This window comes from Corynebacterium sp. HMSC08D02 (assembly GCF_001807505.1).
Classification (GTDB): domain Bacteria; phylum Actinomycetota; class Actinomycetes; order Mycobacteriales; family Mycobacteriaceae; genus Corynebacterium; species Corynebacterium pseudogenitalium.
The window spans coordinates 124801-142604 of sequence record NZ_KV789260.1 but is presented as its reverse complement, the minus strand read 5'-3'; the positions used below and the strand labels follow the sequence as shown (position 1 = coordinate 142604).

The 17804-nt window shown below is 62.5% G+C and carries 18 protein-coding genes; 10 read left to right on the top strand and 8 right to left on the bottom strand.

Features of this window, described 5'->3' with window-relative positions; all coding sequences use genetic code 11:
* The first annotated feature begins 11 nt into the window (after nucleotides 1-11).
* Nucleotides 12-902 (top strand): prephenate dehydratase, encoded by an 891-nt coding sequence (pheA, locus tag HMPREF3170_RS11020; RefSeq protein WP_070479729.1) that lies wholly within the window; start codon nucleotides 12-14, stop codon nucleotides 900-902.
* 16 nt (nucleotides 903-918) lie between these two features.
* On the opposite strand, the gene HMPREF3170_RS11015 is transcribed toward pheA, so the two are convergent.
* Genes HMPREF3170_RS11015 through HMPREF3170_RS11005 form a run of 3 tightly spaced genes read right to left on the bottom strand, consistent with a single transcriptional unit; the run spans nucleotide 919 to nucleotide 3035 of the window.
* Entirely contained in the window at nucleotides 919-1266 is a 348-nt protein-coding gene (locus HMPREF3170_RS11015; protein WP_070479728.1) for a metallopeptidase family protein, read from the bottom strand.
* Nucleotides 1266-2282 carry a septum formation family protein gene (locus HMPREF3170_RS11010; RefSeq protein ID WP_070479689.1) on the bottom strand — a complete coding sequence of 339 codons (1017 nt, stop codon included), beginning with the start codon at nucleotides 2280-2282 and terminating at the stop codon, nucleotides 1266-1268. The genes HMPREF3170_RS11015 and HMPREF3170_RS11010 overlap by 1 nt, the downstream gene beginning before the upstream one ends.
* A 3-nt stretch (nucleotides 2283-2285) precedes the next feature.
* On the bottom strand, nucleotides 2286-3035 hold the full coding sequence (locus HMPREF3170_RS11005; RefSeq protein WP_070479687.1) for a GntR family transcriptional regulator: 750 nt from the start codon (nucleotides 3033-3035) through the stop codon (nucleotides 2286-2288).
* An 88-nt stretch (nucleotides 3036-3123) separates the two neighbouring features.
* Between HMPREF3170_RS11005 and serS the strand changes: the two genes are divergently transcribed.
* The 4 genes from serS to glpK are packed head-to-tail and all read left to right on the top strand — an operon-like array spanning nucleotide 3124 to nucleotide 7491.
* On the top strand, nucleotides 3124-4377 hold the full coding sequence (gene serS, locus HMPREF3170_RS11000) for a serine--tRNA ligase (protein WP_070479726.1): 1254 nt from the start codon (nucleotides 3124-3126) through the stop codon (nucleotides 4375-4377).
* A complete protein-coding gene (locus HMPREF3170_RS10995; protein ID WP_070479686.1) occupies nucleotides 4377-5198 on the top strand; it encodes a lysophospholipid acyltransferase family protein in 822 nt (273 codons plus the stop codon). Before serS ends, HMPREF3170_RS10995 begins: the two co-directional genes overlap by 1 nt.
* 1 nt (nucleotide 5199) lies before the next feature.
* A complete protein-coding gene (locus tag HMPREF3170_RS10990; RefSeq protein ID WP_070479684.1) occupies nucleotides 5200-6027 on the top strand; it encodes a Cof-type HAD-IIB family hydrolase in 828 nt (275 codons plus the stop codon).
* 3 nt (nucleotides 6028-6030) lie between these two features.
* The gene (gene glpK / locus HMPREF3170_RS10985) at nucleotides 6031-7491 is read left to right on the top strand and encodes a glycerol kinase GlpK (RefSeq protein ID WP_070479682.1); all 1461 of its coding nucleotides are present in this window, start codon (nucleotides 6031-6033) and stop codon (nucleotides 7489-7491) included.
* A gap of 13 nt (nucleotides 7492-7504) precedes the next feature.
* On the opposite strand, the gene HMPREF3170_RS10980 is transcribed toward glpK, so the two are convergent.
* Complete coding sequence (locus HMPREF3170_RS10980; protein WP_070479681.1) at nucleotides 7505-9391, bottom strand: N-acetylmuramoyl-L-alanine amidase; 1887 nt, start codon at nucleotides 9389-9391, stop codon at nucleotides 7505-7507.
* Nucleotides 9392-9524: 133 nt separating this feature from the next.
* Here HMPREF3170_RS10980 and glf point away from each other — a divergent pair, with 133 nt between their 5' ends.
* Nucleotides 9525-10703: a UDP-galactopyranose mutase gene (gene glf / locus HMPREF3170_RS10975; protein WP_070361762.1), complete on the top strand. Its 1179-nt coding sequence runs from the start codon at nucleotides 9525-9527 to the stop codon at nucleotides 10701-10703.
* 240 nt (nucleotides 10704-10943) lie between these two features.
* Here the strand turns inward: glf and HMPREF3170_RS11785 are convergent, their stop codons facing one another.
* The 4 genes from HMPREF3170_RS11785 to HMPREF3170_RS11455 all read right to left on the bottom strand — a co-directional run bounded on the left by HMPREF3170_RS11785 (nucleotide 10944) and on the right by HMPREF3170_RS11455 (nucleotide 13748).
* Nucleotides 10944-11081, bottom strand: a complete 138-nt coding sequence (locus tag HMPREF3170_RS11785; RefSeq protein WP_168161647.1) for a hypothetical protein — start codon at nucleotides 11079-11081, stop codon at nucleotides 10944-10946.
* Between the two features lie 45 nt (nucleotides 11082-11126).
* Nucleotides 11127-12281: a Fic family protein gene (locus HMPREF3170_RS10970; RefSeq protein WP_246814978.1), complete on the bottom strand. Its 1155-nt coding sequence runs from the start codon at nucleotides 12279-12281 to the stop codon at nucleotides 11127-11129.
* 395 nt (nucleotides 12282-12676) lie between these two features.
* Nucleotides 12677-13393 (bottom strand): hypothetical protein, encoded by a 717-nt coding sequence (locus HMPREF3170_RS10965; RefSeq protein ID WP_070479677.1) that lies wholly within the window; start codon nucleotides 13391-13393, stop codon nucleotides 12677-12679.
* 133 nt (nucleotides 13394-13526) lie between these two features.
* The gene (locus HMPREF3170_RS11455; protein WP_083290999.1) at nucleotides 13527-13748 is read right to left on the bottom strand and encodes a PspC domain-containing protein; all 222 of its coding nucleotides are present in this window, start codon (nucleotides 13746-13748) and stop codon (nucleotides 13527-13529) included.
* A 356-nt stretch (nucleotides 13749-14104) separates the two neighbouring features.
* On the opposite strand from HMPREF3170_RS11455, the gene HMPREF3170_RS10960 reads away from it, so the two are divergent.
* Genes HMPREF3170_RS10960 through HMPREF3170_RS10945 form a run of 4 tightly spaced genes read left to right on the top strand, consistent with a single transcriptional unit; the run spans nucleotide 14105 to nucleotide 17804 of the window.
* Complete coding sequence (locus HMPREF3170_RS10960; RefSeq protein ID WP_070479675.1) at nucleotides 14105-15007, top strand: siderophore-interacting protein; 903 nt, start codon at nucleotides 14105-14107, stop codon at nucleotides 15005-15007.
* A 12-nt stretch (nucleotides 15008-15019) separates the two neighbouring features.
* Nucleotides 15020-16042: a FecCD family ABC transporter permease gene (locus tag HMPREF3170_RS10955; RefSeq protein ID WP_070479674.1), complete on the top strand. Its 1023-nt coding sequence runs from the start codon at nucleotides 15020-15022 to the stop codon at nucleotides 16040-16042.
* Nucleotides 16042-17037, top strand: coding sequence for a FecCD family ABC transporter permease (locus HMPREF3170_RS10950; RefSeq protein ID WP_083290998.1), 996 nt, complete (start codon nucleotides 16042-16044; stop codon nucleotides 17035-17037). Before HMPREF3170_RS10955 ends, HMPREF3170_RS10950 begins: the two co-directional genes overlap by 1 nt.
* Nucleotides 17034-17804 carry an ABC transporter ATP-binding protein gene (locus HMPREF3170_RS10945; RefSeq protein ID WP_070479672.1) on the top strand — a complete coding sequence of 257 codons (771 nt, stop codon included), beginning with the start codon at nucleotides 17034-17036 and terminating at the stop codon, nucleotides 17802-17804. The genes HMPREF3170_RS10950 and HMPREF3170_RS10945 overlap by 4 nt, the downstream gene beginning before the upstream one ends.

Below are 17804 nucleotides of genomic sequence, written 5' to 3'. Positions count from 1 at the left end.
ACAGTAGCCCCATGACAACGATTGCGTACCTCGGCCCGGCGGGAACGTTCACGGAGCAGGCCGTCTGGAACTTTGATCTGCCCGACGCACAGCTTGTGCCTGTGGATTCCCCGGCGGAGGCGCTCAACGAGGTGCGCGCCGGGCACGCGGACTACGCGGTGGTTGCGGTGGAGAACTCGGTTGACGGCGCGGTCACCGCGACCACGGATGCGCTGGCGGAGGCTCCCGGGGTGCAGATTTACGGTGAGACCGAGCTGGAGATCGCCTTCGCCATCATGACGCGCCCCGGTGCTTCACTTGTCGACGCCACCCGCTTCGCCACCCACCCCGTGGCCTACCAGCAGGTCAAGCGCTGGATGGCCGAGCACGCCCCGAACGCGACCTTCCACCCGGCGACATCGAACGGCGCGGCAGCGCAGCTCGTCGCTGAGGGTGAGGCGGACGTGGCCGCGGCCCCGGAGCGCGCGGCGGAGCTGCTCGGACTCGAGGTGCACGCGCGCAGCGTGGCCGACTTGTCCACGGCGCGGACGCGCTTTGTGCTGGTTGGTCCGTCCGGGAAACCAACGCCGCGCACAGGCAACGACAGGACGTCGATCGTGTTCCAGACCCCGAACGAGCCTGGCACGCTGGTGGCGGCGTTGCAGGAGTTCGCGTTCCGCGGCGTGCACCTTTCCCGTATTGAGTCACGCCCAACACGCAAGGAGCCGAACACGTACTCCTTCCACGTGGACATCGTGGGGCATATCGACGACACCGCCGTGGCGGAGGCGTTACGGGCTGTGTACCTGCGGTCCTCGCAGATTACGTATCTGGGTTCGTGGCCGTGCGCGCAGCAGGCAACCTGGCCGAGTGGTAACCCGCGCCTCGCAGAGGCCCAGTCCTGGGTAGACGGGCTGCGCTAAGCAGGGATAGCTTCGGCTAACCCCAGCCGAGTTCGTGCAGCTCGTGCTCCTCGAGCCCGAAGTAGTGGCCGACCTCGTGGAGGACGGTCACCTTTACCTCGTGGCGCAGTTCTTCTTCATCGCGGCACATCGCCTCGAGTGCGTCCTTGTACACGAATACCGCGTCCGGCAGGAACCCGCTGTGGTTTGAGTGCTGCTCAGTAAGTGGGATGCCCTCGAACAGGCCCAGCAGCGTGGGTTCGTCCGGGTTGAAGTCGCGGGCCAGCACCACCATGTTCGTCATGTGGCGGGCGAACTCCTCGGGGATGGTGTCCAGGGCGTCATTAATCATCTCCTCGAAGGCGTCCTGGCTGACCGGCTCCATCATGGTCGGGGCTGCTCCTCCCGAAGCGGGCGGCGCTCCGGGCGCTCCGGTGGCGGGTTGCCGTCGATCTTGAGCACTTCGCGCCCGGCGGTCGCGGACCCGGTCAGGGTAGCGAACTGCCCCTCCGGATTCGAAAAGACCAGCGCGCAGTTCACGCTGTGCGAGCCGCCCTCCCACGCGGACGGCTTCTGTGTGGTCCAGAACGGCTGTAGCGCGATCTGGTAGAGGTTTTCCTCCGCGCCCATGTACTTCTGGGCGGCGTCGGTGCATACGTCGCGCAGGTGGTTGTCCTGCTCCTCGATGCTCGGGGTGCGGTCGGGGAAAACTGGTGCGAGGTCCACCGTGCTGGTGATCTCCATCTGGTGTGGCTCGTTGCAATCCACGCTGCTCAGGCTGGAGGTGCCGTCGATGGCCACGCACTCCCCGGGATTAAAGGTGCGCGCCTGGTCCTGCTCGGACACGCGGCCCGTGGTCAGGATTGGGGTGCCGTCGCGGTCGGTTTCCTGCAGGCCGCACAGCATGGTGCGGTCACCCTCTTCCCACGCGGCCGCGGGCGGCAGGATCGGCGCGATCGAGTAGCGCCCGTTCGGGTCGAAGGCGCCGTTGAGGTAGCGCAGGGTTGCTCCTCCGCACAGCTCCTCGCGCAGCTGCGCCTGGCGGGTCTGGTTCGGCATCGGCGCAGACGGCCCGAACTCGGAGGTGGGATAGGTGGCCAGGTCCTCGCGCGCGGAGATTTCAAAGCGGTGCTCGAGTGCGCAGTCGGTTTGCTCGAAGGCGGTGATGTGGCCCTCGGCATCGGCTTCCCAGGTCAGGCAGGCGCCTTGGTCCGCCGTGGTGAACGGCGCTGGCTTGTTCTTGCTCTGTCGCTTCGGAGTGGACGTCGATACCCCAGATGAATCAGTGCCGCCTTGCGGCGCGGGCGACGCGTTGTAGGTGTAGGAGCCGAAGCCGACTGCACCCGCGAGCAGCGCGACGAGAAAGCCGCGCAGCGCTGTTGTCCTGCTAGCCATGTGCATTTCCTATCCCTCGAGGTTGCGCAGTACCTGTGTGAGCAGACTATAACGATCCGTCCGGTACACACTGGCACAGTATTCCACACGTGTGCCATGGCTTTGCGCATAGCGCACGATTCGCAGCAGCGCGCGGTTCGCTGGCACGTCGAGCAGCGGGGCGACGGTCGCGCCGGCATTCACGGCGGTCACGGTCTGCTCAGCTTTGGTGATGCCGAGGTTGTAACGCTTATCGAGTACCTCGTACACCGACGCCTGCAGTTCATGTTCCAGCAGGTCAGGGACGAGCTCGCCGTTGTACCAGCCGTCGTCGACGGCGTAGGGTTGGGCGTCGCCAAGCCGGAGGCGACGCAGGTGAATGTGCTCAGCGTGCGGCGAGGTGCCGAAGTACTCGGCGACCTCTCGCGGTGCGACTGCTCGCTCCGACAGCAAAATATTTGACGACGCCACTACGCCCTGCGCCTGCATCTCCTCAGAGAAACTGGCCAGCTGCAGCTTGCTCACCAGCGGGCTCGGCGCCACGAACGTGCCTTTGCCCCGGACCCGGCGGAGCTTGCCCTGGGCGACGAGGTCCCCGATCGCGCGTCGCACCGTGATCCGGGAGACCCGGTAGGTCTCCTCGAGGGCGCGTTCGCCGGGCAGCGGGTCTCCGGGGGACAGTTCGTTGCGGCAGTACTCTTCGAGGATGATGCGTAGCTGCGCGTGTTTCGGGAGGGGGCCTTCCTGGATTTCGGTGGGGGGCTGCTCGGGCGTGGACATACCCCCACCATAGCGCACTGGTTATTACCAGAGCGGGGCGGTGGTGCAGGTGGCGTATCGAGGGGCGGAACCGGGTAGAGTTGTGGGCGTGATTGATCTGAAATTTCTGCGCGAACATGCAAACGACGTCCGAGAGTCCCAAACCGCCCGTGGCGAGGATCCCTCCCTCGTCGATCAGCTGCTAGCGGCCGACGAGCAGCGCCGCGAGGCAATCCAGGCAGCAGATGAGCTGCGTGCGGAACAGAAGGCCTTCGGCAAGAAGATTGGCCAGGCCTCCCCGGAGGAGCGCCCAGTGCTGCTCGAGGGCTCGAACGAACTCAAGGCGAAGGTCAAGGCCGCCGAGACCAAGCAGGCTGAGGCCGAGCAGGCCGTGCAGGACCTGCAGTACAAGATCCCGAACCCGATCCAGGGCGCACCGGCTGGCGGCGAGGAGGACTTCGTGGTCCTCGAGCACGTCGGCGAGGTCCCGACCTTCGACTTTGAGGTGAAGGACCACCTCGAGCTGGGTGAGAACCTCGGCATTATTGACATGAAGCGTGGCACCAAGGTTGGCGGCGCACGCTTCTACTACCTGGTCGGCGACGGCGCCTGGATGCAGCTGGGCATGATGATGCTCGCCGCGCAGAAGGCCCGCGAGGCCGGCTTCAAGGTCATGATCCCGCCGGTTCTGGTCCGCCCCGACGTCATGCAGGGCACCGGCTTCCTCGACGAGCACGATGAGGAGATCTACTACCTCGAGCGCGACGACCTCTACCTGGTTGGCACCTCCGAGGTGGCGCTGGCCGGCTACCACACCGACGAAATTATTGACCTCTCGGACGGCCCGCTGCTCTACGCCGGCTGGTCCAGTTGCTTCCGCCGCGAGGCCGGCTCCTACGGCAAGGACACCCGCGGCATCCTGCGCGTCCACCAGTTCGACAAGCTGGAGATGTTCGCGTACTGCAAGCCTGAGGACGCCGAAGAGATGCACCAGAAGCTGCTCGGACTCGAGCGCGAGATGCTCGCCGCAGTCGAGGTGCCGTACCGCATTATCGACGTCGCCGCTGGTGACCTCGGCTCGTCCGCTGCACGCAAGTTCGACACCGAGGCGTGGGTGCCGTCGCAAGATACGTACCGCGAGCTGACGTCGACCTCGAACTGCACCACGTTCCAGGCGCGCCGCCTGTCCATCCGCTACCGCGACGAGAACGGCAAGACCCAGACCGCCGCCACCTTGAACGGCACGCTCGCGACGACGCGCTGGCTCGTCGCAATCCTCGAGAACAATCAGCAGGCCGACGGCTCGGTCAAGGTGCCTGAGGCGCTGCGCCCGTGGGTTGGGAAGGACGTACTGGTTCCCTAATGCGCACGATTGATGGACTGTTTGAAGTAGCAGACGGCTATACCGCCCCGCGGCCGCACAGCGGTGATATGCAGAACCGCTTCTACCAGCGGATTGTGCGCGCGGCAAAGCGCTACTTCCGGTTCGCCGGGACGAAGGCGACGGTCCACGGCCTCGAGCACGTCCCGCTGGACGGCGGGGCGATGCTGGCGATCAACCACACCGGCTACCTTGACTTCATGCTGGCGGGCATTGGCCCGTACCTGCGCGGGGAGCGCCTGGTGCGGTTCATGGCGAAGAAGGAAGTCTTCGGCATTCCGGTGCTGCGGTGGCTGCTGCGCAACATGGGACACGTCCCTGTGGACCGCTCGGCGGGCGCCGGGGCTATCGACGCCGCCGTTGCCGCCCTGCGCGAAGGGGCGATCGTCGGCATCTTCCCGGAGGGCACGATTTCGCGCTCCTTCGAGATTGCGGACTTTAAGACGGGCGCCGTGCGCATCGCTCGCCAGGCCGGAGTGCCGCTCGTGCCCTGCGTGATCTGGGGCTCCCAGCGCCTGTGGACCAAAGACCAGCCGAAACGGCTCGGACGCTCGGGCATTCCGGTCATCATCCGCTACGGGGAACCCGTTGCTGTCGACGGCACCGTTGAAGAAGCCACGGGTAGGCTCAAGGCAGCGATGGAAGCCATGCTGGAGACCACCCGCGCCGAGTACGACACGCGCTTCGGCCCATTTGAGCCCGGCGAGCCATGGATGCCGGCCTCGCTCGGAGGGAGCGCACCGACTCTTGAAGAAGCAGCCGAAATTCGCCGAAAAGAACGCGAGGCAAAGAAAGGGAAATAACATGAACGCCCCCAGCCTGATCATCAGTGACATCGATGGCACATTCCTCAACTCCTACGGGCGGGTGACGCCGCGCCTGTTGGAGGTCGTCGCGCGGGCTGTGCGCGGCGGAACCAAGTTCGGGCTGGCCACCGGGCGCCCCCACCGCTGGCTGCTGCCGGTGCTCGAGCAGCTGCCGTTCGAGCCGGTCTGTGTGGCCGCCAACGGCGCCGTCATCTACGACCCAGAACACGACGAAGTGGTGAAATCCTTCGCGCTGTCCCCGGAGAGTATGCAGGAGACCGTGGAGGTCGTCGAAAAGGTGATGGGGGAAGCCGACGTGACCGTGGGCTACGGGGTGGAACGGCTGAGCCAGAGCGCGCTCGACCCGGAGGAAGAGTGCTTCCTGATCACGCCGGAGTACAACCCGGACGCCTGGGACGCCCGCTTCGGCGTCGTCCACGTCGAGGAGCTGCTGGCAGAACCTGCGGCGAAGCTGCTCGTGCGCTGCCCGGACCTGATGGCGGCAGAGATGTTCGACATGATCGCCCCCGAGATCGACCAGGACATCGCGCACGTGACCTACTCCATGGAGGAGGGGCTGCTCGAGTTCTCGCGCCCCGGCGTGACCAAGGCGGCAGGTGTTTCCTACCTGGCGGCCCAATACGGGATCGACCCGTCTCAGGTGGTGGCGTTCGGCGACATGCAAAACGATGTTGAGATGCTGGCGTGGGCCGGCATGGGCGTTGCCATGGGCAACGCGACGGACGCGGTGAAGGACGCCGCTGATATTGTGACCGCAACGAATGATGAAGACGGCGTGGCACAAGTACTGGAGCACTGGTTTTAACTCATGACGTTGCTGGCGGCTATTGATCAAGGCACAACATCAACCCGGTTCGTAGTCGCCACTACGGGCGGCAAGGTGATCGCGCAGGCGCAGTTCGAGCACCGGCAGATCCTGCCGCGCGAAGGCTGGGTCGAGCACGACCCACTCGAGATCTGGCGCAACACGCGCCGCGCCATGAGCGACGCCGTGGCCAGCGCAGATATCGACGAAGCCGCCATCGCCACTTTGGGCCTGACCAACCAGCGTGAAACCGCCGTCATCTGGGAGCGCGCAACCGGTAAACCCATCTACAACGCCATCGTGTGGCAGGACACCCGCACTTCCTACGACGGCGACGCCACCGAGTTCCAGGCCACCACCGGGCTGCTACGCAACTCGTATCCGGCCGGGCCAAAGTGGGCCTGGATCCTCGACCACGTCGACGGCGCCCGCGAGCGCGCCGCCCGCGGCGAGCTGCTCGCCGGCACCATGGATACCTGGCTGATCTGGAACCTCACCGGCGGCCAGCGCGACCCTGACAACGCGCTGCACGTCACCGACGTGACCAACGCCAGCCGCACCCTCCTGATGGACCTGGAGACCCTCCAGTGGGACCCCGCCCTGTGCGAGGCCATCGGCGTGCCGCCCGAAATCCTGCCGGAAATCCGCCCATCCGTCGGCGACTTCGGCCAGGTCCGCAACCAGGGTCCGCTGGCCAACGTGCCCATTTGCGGCGTGCTCGGCGACCAGCAGTCGGCGCTCTTCGGCCAAGGCGGCCTCGAAGAGGGTGCTGCGAAGATGACCTACGGCACCGGCCTGTTCATGCTGCTCAACACCGGCACCACGCCCACCTTCAGCGAGACCGGCATGCTCAGCACCGTTGCCTACCAGTGCGCCGGGCAGCCCGCCGTCTACGCCCTGGAGGGCTCCGTCGCGGTGGGCGGATCGCTCATCCAGTGGCTTCGCGACCAGCTCGGGATCCTGCGCACCGCCGCCGAATCCGAGAAACTCGCCAGCGAGGTCCAGGACAGCGGCGGTGTCGTCATCGTGCCTGCGTTCTCCGGGCTGTTCGCGCCGCGCTGGCGCCCGGACGCCCGCGGCGTCATCACCGGTCTGACCCGCTTCGTGGACCGCCGCCACATCGCGCGCGCCGCCCTCGAAGCAACATGCCTACAGACCCGCGAGGTCGTCGAAGCGATGGGCGTCGAACTGCGCGAGCTGCGCGTCGACGGCGGCATGACCTCCAACGACCTCCTCATGCAGATGCAGGCCGACATCCTGGGCACCCGCGTCGTGCGCCCCGGCAACATCGAAACCACCGTCATGGGCGCGGCCTCGGCGGCGGGGATGGGCGCCGGGCTTCTCGACGCTCCACTTTCCCTCGGCACGCCCACAACCTGGGAAGATACGGCAAACGCGGCGACTCGCGAAGTGCTTGTCGCCGCGTGGGAAGATGCGGTACGCCGTTCCTATAACCTTGCCTAGCCGCTAGCCGTTGCTAGTGCACGCCAATGTTGATGGTGTTGGTGTGCTGGTTGTACGTGATGTCGCCGCCTTGGAAGTCGACGCGGAAGAGGCCGTCGCCAATCGGGTGCTCGGAGTTGACCGGCAGGCCGAGCGGGCCGGCGTCGAGACCTTGCTGGAGCCAGGCGTTCGCGATCTTCGTGAACATCGTGAACGCTTCGCCCTTCGCGTTGCGCACGGCGATGCCGTTCTGGAAGAAGCCGAAGTCGTTGCCGCCCACGCCGCCGACGCCACCGATGACGGCGCCGAGCGTCGGCTCGAACTGCTTCCACACCGCAGCCAGGTCGTTCTGGCCAGCGAACTTCAGCATCGGCTCGATGTACGGGGCGATTTGCTGCAGCGTCAGCCCCGGAGCGATCTCCACACCTGCGAGGTTCTGGATGCCTCCCGGCAGCAGGTCGTTCGCCTTCGCGTACAGGAAGATCAGGCCAGCCAAGGTGCCGACGGCCGCTGCGATCGCCACTGCGTCACCCGAGGCAATACCTGACAGGGAAATGTTGTCGGAGGAGCCCGAGTTGGTCACCTGGGTCGTGGTGCCGTCAGGGTTCGTGACGGTGTCCGATTCCTTCTTACCGGAGCCCAGTGCGTCGAGCAGGTCGCCGACCGTGGTGTCGGTGACCGGTCCCGTGTAGTCGCCAGGAGGGGTGAACTCGGAGGAGTTCTTCAGCGCGCGGTACTTCGTGTTCGCGATGGTGCGCACCGTGCCCATCTGGTTGTACAAGTTCTGACCTGGGCACTCGTTGTAGTGGAAGTCCCGGTGCGCGTTGATGTTCGGGAACATCCCGCCCTGGCCAGCGCGATACTTGCTGCCCTTGAAATCGAAGTCGGCGTAGTGGTAGCTCGAGCCCATCGGGTCGAACCCGGAGACAGCAGCCTTCCAGCCGATGATGTCGCCCAGCGCCTGCAGCGACGCCTGCGTCGGCACCGCGGTCTGGTAGTTGCCCAGCACGGACACGCCCCAGGTGTTCTGGTTGAAGCCACCCACGTGCGCGCCCTGGACCGCGCGGTCGAGCCCGCCGTACCGGCCCTCGTAGATGTTGCCGTACTTATCGACCATGGCGTTGTAGCCCACATCGCCCCAGCCCAGGGTGTAGGTGTGGTAGTTCCAGATGCCACGCACGATGCCCGGCGCCTGCGCCTCGGTGTAGTTGTTGGAGCCAGCGGTGTGGTGGACCGTCGCGGCCGTGACCGGCGCGGTGTATGTCGGGTTGCTGTTCTTGCCAGCGCCCCACTGCGCGCGCGTGATGACCTTTGGCATCCCGTAGGTGTAGGAGTCGACGACTGGCTTGATGGTGCCGTTGGTGGTGCCGGTGCCGCCGTCGATAAAGACGGCCTGGATGTCGGTGGCCGCATTCGGTGCGGTCGAGCCCTTGCGGCCGTTTTCCAGGAGGTCAACGTTGCCCGTGGAGACCTGAACACGCTTCGTCGGCTCCACGAAGATCGGCTCGGTGCCAAACGTGTCGGTGCCGGGTGCTGCATCGAGCGGATCCATCTCGAACCACTCCGTCCAGCTGCCGTCGGCACGCTGGGCACGCACGTAGGCGACGATGTCGCGGTCGCCCTTCCACGTCAGGCCAAACAGCGTGAACTCGCGGTCGCGGGTGAACTCCTTGACCACACGACGCTCCTCGGTCTCCTCACCCTGGGTGCGCACCGCTGCGTCATCCACGGTGATATTTGCACCCTTGGCGAAGGACTCGCTGGCGTTATAGACGTCCATCTGCGCCGGTGCCGCCGACTGGACCTGGACAATGTGGTTGCCGCCGAACGCTCCGGCGACAACGAGGGCCACGGACATCACCGCAGCCATCAGAGGGCGCATCCTGGAGGATTGCCCATTCAGGCGCTTCCGCTGTTGCACGTTTTAACTCCTGTGGCTATAGGGATAAAGGTTACTCCAGTGAAGTGTAGTGCAAGTTAAAGTCTCAAGTGATTCTTGAGGCTTGGCGTGTCGTGCGGAGGGGCGTCGAAAAGAAGTGTGACAAAATGGCCGTATGACTTACGACCTCATTGTTGTTGGATCCGGATTTTTCGGCCTCACCGTGGCAGAGCAGGCCGCCAGCGAGCTAGGCAAGCGGGTGCTCGTGGTGGAGAAGCGCAACCACATCGGCGGCAACGCCTACTCCGAAAAGGAGCCGGAAACCGGCATTGAGGTGCACAAGTACGGTGCGCACCTGTTCCACACCTCCAACGAGCGCGTGTGGGAGTACGTCAACCGCTTCACCTCCTTTACCGACTACCAGCACCGCGTCTTCGCGATGCACGACGGCACCGCCTACCAGTTCCCAATGGGTCTGGGCCTGATCAACCAGTTCTTTGGCAAGTACTACTCGCCGGACGAGGCCCGCAAGCTGATCGAGGAGCAGCGCGAGGGCCGCGATCCCGCCGAGGCTACGAACCTCGAAGAGCGTGGCATCGCGCTGATCGGCAAGCCGCTGTACGAGGCATTCGTGAAGCACTACACCGCCAAGCAGTGGCAGACCGATCCCACCGAACTACCGCCGGAAATCATCTCCCGCCTGCCAGTTCGCTACACCTTCAATAACCGCTACTTCAACGACAAGTACGAAGGCTTGCCCGTCGACGGCTACGCCGCCTGGCTCGAGAACATGGCCGACCACGAACTTATCGACGTCCGCCTCGACACCGACTGGTTCGACATTCGCGACGAATTCACCGGGATCCCAGTGGTCTACACTGGTCCACTCGACCGCTACTTCGACTATGCCGAAGGTCACCTCGGCTGGCGCACCCTCGACTTCGAACAGGAAGTACTGGACACAGGCGACTTCCAGGGCACCTCGGTGATGAACTACAACGACGCCGACGTCCCCTACACCCGCATCCACGAGTTCCGCCACTTCCATCCAGAGCGCACCGAGTACCCAACGGACAAGACGGTGATCGTGAAGGAGTACTCCCGCTTCGCCACGGACGACGACGAGGTCTACTACCCAATCAACACCCCCGAAGACCGCGCCAAGCTGCTGAAATACCGCGAACTCGCCGCCGAGGAATCCCGCAAGAACGGCGTCCTGTTCGGCGGCCGCCTGGGCACCTACCAGTACCTGGACATGCACATGGCCATCGGCGCTGCCCTGTCCCTGTTCGACAACCACCTGCGCCCCCACTTCGAGGACGGCGAGCCGCTGGACCAGAAGCGCGGGCACTAGGGGTTCGCTTGGGGTTTCGGCGGGGTCTTGAGGGGTGAGTGCCAAAGGACGCACCCGTTTATATCTAGAACATTTCTTACCTGCTAGTTTGAATGTCTAGGGTAATTCGGGTTGTGTCTATTGGCACTCTTTCTCTTGTACGCGCACCAAATTCCCGCGTCGACTTCGCGCGACCTGGGGAAACGTCTCGGCGCCCAACCGAAATTCGGGGATTTGGTGCGCGCAGCTCTTGGCCCTACGCTACGGCTTCTTCCTATCGGTGATGCGTACCAGGCAGCCAGCGGCTGCGCCCACCAGCGCGGCCCACCGAATATTCGGCACAGGTCCTGCCACGATCAGTGCGATGCATGCCAGCGTCGCCGTTGCCATCAAAGTCAACCAAGTGATTCTTGTCGAAGGCATCGCGGCGCTGGGCTCTGCGTCTCAAGTGCGTCGCCTCCGCTCGGCGAACTCATCGAGCAAATCCAACACGTCGGGGGCTCGCCAGGCGCGGGTGCGTCTGTCCAGCTGTGCTCCGGTAACGATGCCGACCTGCGCGAGTGCTTCGAGCGCATTTCCTGCTGAGGTCTGCGTCGCTCCTAATTCCTCTACCACAATCCGCGTGGTGATTACCGGCCGCTGCAACAACAACGGGAGCACTCTCCATACAAGGGCATCGGAGCGTGCGGCCAACTGTTGCTTCCACTCATCCAGCAGCGTATTCAGTTCATCTGCGATCCACGTGCCGTACTCGACGGCTTCGAGCGCACTTGCTGCGAAAAGGTTGACGATTTGGTCGGCGTCACCTTGCCGGTATGCGTCCAGTGCAGCAAAGTAGTCATCAATATGGGATAGCAAACCTGCAGAGATTGGCACCGACCCATTGACACTGATGCCGTGGGTTTTCAGCAACACATGAACGAGGGCTCTCCCTGTCCTCCCGTTTCCGTCCGCGAAGGGGTGGATGGTTTCCAACTGAGCGTGTGTAATCGCGGCCTGCGCCAACGCTGGGATGTCGCGGCGCGACATGAACCTCTCCAGATCCGCCAACAGCTCCGGTACATGATCGTGGTGCGGCGGAACGAACAATGCACCGCCCGGGTGGTGGTTGTCCGGTCCACCGATCCACACCGGCTGCTCGCGCAGTCGACCTGCGATCCTCGGTGCAGCGTCCTGCAGAAGCACACTGTGCATTGCCAACAACGTTTCAGTTGTTGCTGTATCAACTGCAATCGCCCGTTGCATCTGTCGAACATTCGCCACGATCAGCTTTGCATTGGCCGACCCCGAACCAGAAAGTTCCGCTTCAAATATCTTGCGAGACGAAGAGGTAAGCTGTTCAATTCTACTCGATGCGACGGCTTCACTGCGCAACAAAAGTGGGATAAAAGGAATGAGGTCTGTGGCGTGTGTGGCGTCGAAACGCGTCACCGCGATGGTTGCTCGATCCGCGGCTGCAAGCGTTTCAGGGCGTAGCTGCAATTCCTCGTCAGCGATGCGCGGGACTATGGCGCTCTCGTATTTTCGCGGCGTACGTAGCTGCGCCCGACGCGATATATTCTCGGTTGCAGCCTGCCACGGCAAAGTCTCATAAGTCACACTCGGCCACACCATACGTCATAAGTTAGCATGCAAAGTTGTGATGTCGTACCCAACCTATAAACTTAGACATCTATCCTTTGCTATTTGAAGCAACATCAAAGGATAGGTGGAAAGCGCACCTGCTCCCAATGATTGCCTCACCATCTGTACCGAATGGGTGAACAATTGCCAGCCTGGGCATGATGGCAGTGTCTAGAGCATCTGTCAGGGCGAAGTGGCATGGGCGCTCGGTTGAGGGCTTTGTGCTGTCGGTGGGGATGGACCTCCAAAATGACGAGTGAAACCATTTCAAAGTGCCGAACGTGCTGGTAGAAGACTATGAGCGGGTAGTGCTATCGATCTGATCGGTGCAGATCCGCCGGAAGGCACAAGCCACGCTTACACGTTTTTCCTCAGCAGCTGCGCGGGGATTCGCTGCGCGATGCTTGCTTCAGTAGATGTTCGCGGGTGCCTGCGCGGATAATCTCGAGAATGCAAGCAACCTTGACGGCAAGCTGCACCTCGTGGAGCATGTATGCCTCGACCGGGAGTACGGAATAAAACATTTGCGCAGCTTGAATAATGACCACAGCGCCAACCAGGTACTTCCAATTCATCTCATAAAACGCGAGCGTGGCCAGGGTACAGACGGTGCCTACCAAGATTGCCTCCGGGGACGGCCACGCATGGGCAGTGAGTAGCCGCCCCGCAGTAAGAATGAGAAAAGCGGCCGTGATCGCGCCGGGCATCGATAGCCTGCTCGTGTCTTGACGAAGTACTAACACGGGATTGGCCTGCTCTATGTGGGAAATGATGAGGACGTAGATTCCTGCGAGCAGTAACCCTGCCGGAAGCGGAATCCAAACGTGTATAAACGATTCTGGGCTGGGGGCCAGGACCATGGGCACAATGATTGCGATGAGGCCCAGCAGGCCGGCTGCGCTGGCGATAATCGAAAACTTCCGGGGTAGCGGTCGCAAAAGCAGCGCGGCTATTCCAAACACCAACGCCGAATACGGTCCAAAGACGCTGATGATGCTCGCTAACGGTGACTCTGGCTCCGATGCTGCATCCGGAACTTCGAGGAAGTAATCGAGAAGGATGGCTAGTAACGGAAGGAAATGAAACATGTGGAAACACCTAGCGGCATGTAGCTACTAATAGGTATGCCATAAATGTACGGGACTGCACCTGTACGTGTAGGACGTTGCCGATAGATTCGGTGGCGCGCGGTACCTGGCACGCCACCTCGTCTCTTGCTGGTCAGTCTGTAGGTCGCTCAGGTTCCGGCGGCTCAGGATTATCGTCGAGCGGATACAACAACCACTGGAGGATATAGGTGGCAATGGCGGGCAAGCTAAATAGTTGCGCGACTGCATACCACCAACGGATTGTGTCTGGGCTGCGACCGTAGCGTTCTGCGAGCCCTGCACAGACCCCTGCAATGACGCGTCCGCGTGATGTCCTGTAGTAAGGCCTGCGCATGTTATTCCCTTCAGACGAAATGGCGGGTCGAAATCACTGTGTCAGAGCTTAATGGATGGGTGCCGACGACGATATGAACAACGAGCGCGCTCACTCCTGGTGACAGGGAGTCTCTGGGCCGCTTGCGTCGGACAAGCACCAAACCGGTTCCGATCAGTGCGTCCTACCCATCGCTAAAGAGAATGTATCCGCCTTTTACTTCGCCGGGTCGACGAACGTCGATACGAGGTAGCGGTTGATGATGCCCCTGCTGTCACCTGCTTTGAAGGTGGCTAGCCGACTCCAGCTACGCGGGCGCTAGGGGACTGCGCGCTTCACACTTTCTATAGGTTAGGCAAGCCTATATAATTTACGGGGTGAGTTTTAGGTCTTTTCTTGCAACCGTCGTCCGGAGTGAACGTATTGCGCCGAGTTTCCAGCGGGTGACGTTCACCGGGATCGACGCCATGGGGCCCGCCGTTCCGATCAGAGATTTGCGTATCAAGCTGCTGATCCCGCCTGCCAGCGGTCTGTTCGAGCTTCCCGAAGAGGGGTGGTGGGACACATGGCGTGCGATGCCGGAGCACACGCGCGGACACCTGCGTACCTATTCCATTCGGGAGTTCCGGCGAAGTGCTGACAGCCCTGACGAAGTGGATGTGGATTTTGTTTTGCACAGCGATAGTCCCGGTCCCGCCTCGGCGTGGGCACAAGGCGCTCACCCTGGACAGCAGCTGCTGATTATTGGACCAACCCGCGACGATGATTCCGGTGTTGGTATTGAATTTAACCCCGGATCTGCTGGGATTGCCCGTCTTTACGGCGATGAAACCGCGTTGCCTGCAATGGCTCGTATCCTGGAGGATTGGCCCGAGGGGCTCGCTGGTTCGGTTGATATCGAGGTGCCCGCCGGCAATCACCTGCCCATCGACTCCCCTTCACAGGTTGATGTCCGGTGGCATTTTCGTGCAGAGGGGGACTTCGACTATGGAGGCTTGCTTCTTGCGCAGCTGAAACAGGAAGTTGGATCCCGTTGTGCCTTCGCTTCGTTGGAAAATGGAGAACCTGGTCTTGTGGATGAAGCCCAGCTCGATGAAGTCTGGGAGACACCCACGTATTCCAGCAGTGGAGAATTGATAGGTCCCACGTCGGATACTGCAGGGCACACCTATTACTGGATCGCAGGGAAGAACACGGCTGTGACGGCGATGCGGCGGCTCCTGGTGAAAGAGGCGGGTGTGCCTCGCCACCACGTGTCGTTTATGGGGTATTGGCGATAACGGGGTTACAAAGTGGATAAACGTGTAGGGCTTGTCGCTTTCCTTGCGGCTTCCACCGTGTGCGCGGCATTAGTGTCTCTTCTGTTCGGGGCGCGTGAAATGGGTTTCGGGGCGACGTTGGGCGCGGTTCGCGACGGAATTGTGTTGGCATTCTCGGGAGGAGCCGAGAGGCTTGAGGCCTCCAGCGACGAGGCGAAGATCATTGCACAGCTTCGGGTTCCGCGCACCCTGCTCGGCCTGTTGGTGGGGGCAGCCTTGGGCACAGCGGGGGCGTTGCTGCAGGGACACACCCGAAACCCGCTCGCAGACACAAACTTGCTGGGTGTAGGCCCTGGTGCGGCGCTTGCGGTGGCTGCAGCCATTTCCTTTCATGGCTCAATGACGGTGTTGGGCACTGTTGGGGTGGGATTCCTCGGCGCAATACTTGCGGTGGCGCTCGTGTTCACACTCAGTATGAGGAGCCTGGGATCGAGCCCGATCATGGTTGTGCTCGGTGGTTCTGCGCTGGGCGCGGTTTGTAGTGCGCTCACCAGTGGCATCGTGCTGACGAATACACAAAGCCTCAACGAGATGCGGTTTTGGACGGCGGGCGCTATCGCTGGGCGCGACATGCAGGTGGTCGCGGTGCTTGCCCCGGTGATTCTCCTCGGACTAGTGGGGGCCTTCGCCATGGCAAACAGGGTGAACCTCCTGAACTTGGGAGACGATGTGGCAAGCGCACTTGGCGTGAGCGTCCCCCTCTCGCGGGCCGTGGGCATCGTCCTGGTTGCATTGCTCACGGGTGCCGCGGTGGCTGGGGCGGGCCCAATCGGGTTCGTCGGTCTGGTTGTTCCACACCTTTTGCGCGCCTTCACGGGGCCCGATTACCGCTGGGTACTACCGTGTTCCGCGTTGGCTGGGGCCACGTTGCTTTTGCTTGCCGACGTTATCGGCCGCGTCATCGCCAGGCCCGGCGAATTGCAGGTGGGCATCACGCTCGCCTTCGTTGGTGCCCCATTTGCCCTGTACCTCTTGCGCAAAGGGGCGAAACTGTGATGCGGGTTTTCGTGACGAATGGTGTCCTTGCGGTGTTGGCTTTCGCCGCGGCCCTTGGCGGCGTTATAGTCGGGGACTTCGGGCTTACGGTGCGGGATGTCGCTTCTGCGCTCATGGGCCAATCCACAGAATTGGCTCGTACGGTGATTGTTCAGTGGCGTCTGCCGCGGGTGGTAACTGCTTTGGGAGTAGGAGCTGCGCTTGGTTTTGCGGGGGCGATCTTCCAGACCATCACGAGGAATCCATTGGCGAGCCCAGACATCTTGGGCGTCACTTCGGGTGCCTCCGCTTTCGCATTGACTGCGTTACTTGCTGGTGGAAGCTCCGGAATGCTGCTGCATCTTCTGGGGGTCCCGCTCAGTGCGTTCCTCGGTGGATTAGCAGTGTCTGCGGCAATCTGGTGGCTGAGCCGTGGCGCGGGTCTCGGGTCTTTCCAGCTTGTCTTCGCCGGGATCATTATCAATGCACTGGCGATGGCATATACCTCGTTCCTGCTCGTTCGCGCCGACTATCGTGACGTGGGCAAGGCGCAGGCGTGGGTGACCGGCTCGGTGGGTTCTGCTAGCTGGCGCGATGCACTCGCCGTACTTATTGCGCTGGCAGTCGTCGTTCCGTTCTTGCGGTGGGCAGCCTTCAATCTGCAGGCGCTCTCGCTCGGGGAGGATACGGCTGCTGGCCTCGGGGTGGAGCCCCGGCATATGCAACTCATCCTCATGCTCATGGCTGTAGTGCTGGCATCGGTGGCCGTCGCGGCGTCTGGTCCGATAGCTTTTGTGGCGTTTGTTGCGCCACAGATTGGACGCAAGATCACACAAGCAGCAACGCCACCTTTAGGAACAGCGATGCTCGCTGGCGCGGCGATTGTGTCTGGCGCAGACTTAGCAGTGCGCACCCTGGTGCCGGGGAACTTGCCGGTGGGCATAGCTACAACTGCGATTGGTGGCGCAGCACTGCTCTACACACTGCTACGCGCAACACGAAAGGTGTCCGTATGATGCTTCAGGTTCGAAATCTCAAGGTGAGTTATGGGGCTTCCGTCATCGTTGACGGCATTGATCTCGACGTGCCCCAAGGCGGTGTCACCACAATCATCGGCCCCAACGGTTGCGGCAAGTCAACGCTGTTGCGAGCTACAGCAGGGCTTATTGCGCGCGATGGCGGCACGGTAATGCTGAACGGCGTAGACACGTCGAAAATGAAGCGCCGAGAGATTGCGCGTCAGCTAGCAGTATTGCCACAGACGCCTGTCGCCCCCGAGGAACTGACGGTTCGTGACTTGGTCAGCCGCGGACGCCACCCGCATCAGTCTTGGCTACGACAGGCTTCTGCTGAGGATGCGCGTGCGGTTGATGCGGTGATGGAACTGACCAATATTGCAGAGTTTGCAGATCGTCCACTCGAACGGCTTTCTGGCGGACAGCGCCAGCGTGCCTGGATCGCGATGGTCTTGGCGCAGGACACTCCGCTCGTGTTTTTGGACGAGCCGACGACATACCTCGACCTGTCTCACTCCGTCGAGGTCTTGTCGCTCGTACGTCGACTCGCTGATCAAGAGGGGCGAACCGTGCTCATGGTGTTGCATGATTTGAACCTCGCAGCACGCTACTCGGATCAACTTATCGTGATGCAGCGTGGCGAGGTTCGTGCGGTCGGTGCGCCTGCCGAGGTGGTCACGGAGACTTTGCTGAACAGCGTTTTTGATCTGCCTGCTGTCGTGGCAACCGACCCGGTAAATGGGGGCCCACTGGTTGTCCCCCGGTAA

Excerpts from the sequence above, each read along its gene's own strand:
- HMPREF3170_RS10995 (WP_070479686.1), top strand. The coding sequence starts at position 4,377 with ATGCGCACGATTGATGGACTGTTTGAAGTAGCAGACGGCTATACCGCC.
- HMPREF3170_RS10990 (WP_070479684.1), top strand. The coding sequence starts at position 5,200 with ATGAACGCCCCCAGCCTGATCATCAGTGACATCGATGGCACATTCCTC.
- HMPREF3170_RS10945 (WP_070479672.1), top strand. The coding sequence starts at position 17,034 with ATGATGCTTCAGGTTCGAAATCTCAAGGTGAGTTATGGGGCTTCCGTC.
- glpK (WP_070479682.1), top strand. The coding sequence starts at position 6,031 with ATGACGTTGCTGGCGGCTATTGATCAAGGCACAACATCAACCCGGTTC.
- HMPREF3170_RS10950 (WP_083290998.1), top strand. The coding sequence starts at position 16,042 with ATGCGGGTTTTCGTGACGAATGGTGTCCTTGCGGTGTTGGCTTTCGCC.
- pheA (WP_070479729.1), top strand. The coding sequence starts at position 12 with ATGACAACGATTGCGTACCTCGGCCCGGCGGGAACGTTCACGGAGCAG.
- HMPREF3170_RS11005 (WP_070479687.1), bottom strand. The coding sequence starts at position 3,035 with ATGTCCACGCCCGAGCAGCCCCCCACCGAAATCCAGGAAGGCCCCCTC.
- HMPREF3170_RS10965 (WP_070479677.1), bottom strand. The coding sequence starts at position 13,393 with ATGTTTCATTTCCTTCCGTTACTAGCCATCCTTCTCGATTACTTCCTC.
- glf (WP_070361762.1), top strand. The coding sequence starts at position 9,525 with ATGACTTACGACCTCATTGTTGTTGGATCCGGATTTTTCGGCCTCACC.
- HMPREF3170_RS11455 (WP_083290999.1), bottom strand. The coding sequence starts at position 13,748 with ATGCGCAGGCCTTACTACAGGACATCACGCGGACGCGTCATTGCAGGG.
- HMPREF3170_RS11010 (WP_070479689.1), bottom strand. The coding sequence starts at position 2,282 with ATGCACATGGCTAGCAGGACAACAGCGCTGCGCGGCTTTCTCGTCGCG.
- HMPREF3170_RS11015 (WP_070479728.1), bottom strand. The coding sequence starts at position 1,266 with ATGGAGCCGGTCAGCCAGGACGCCTTCGAGGAGATGATTAATGACGCC.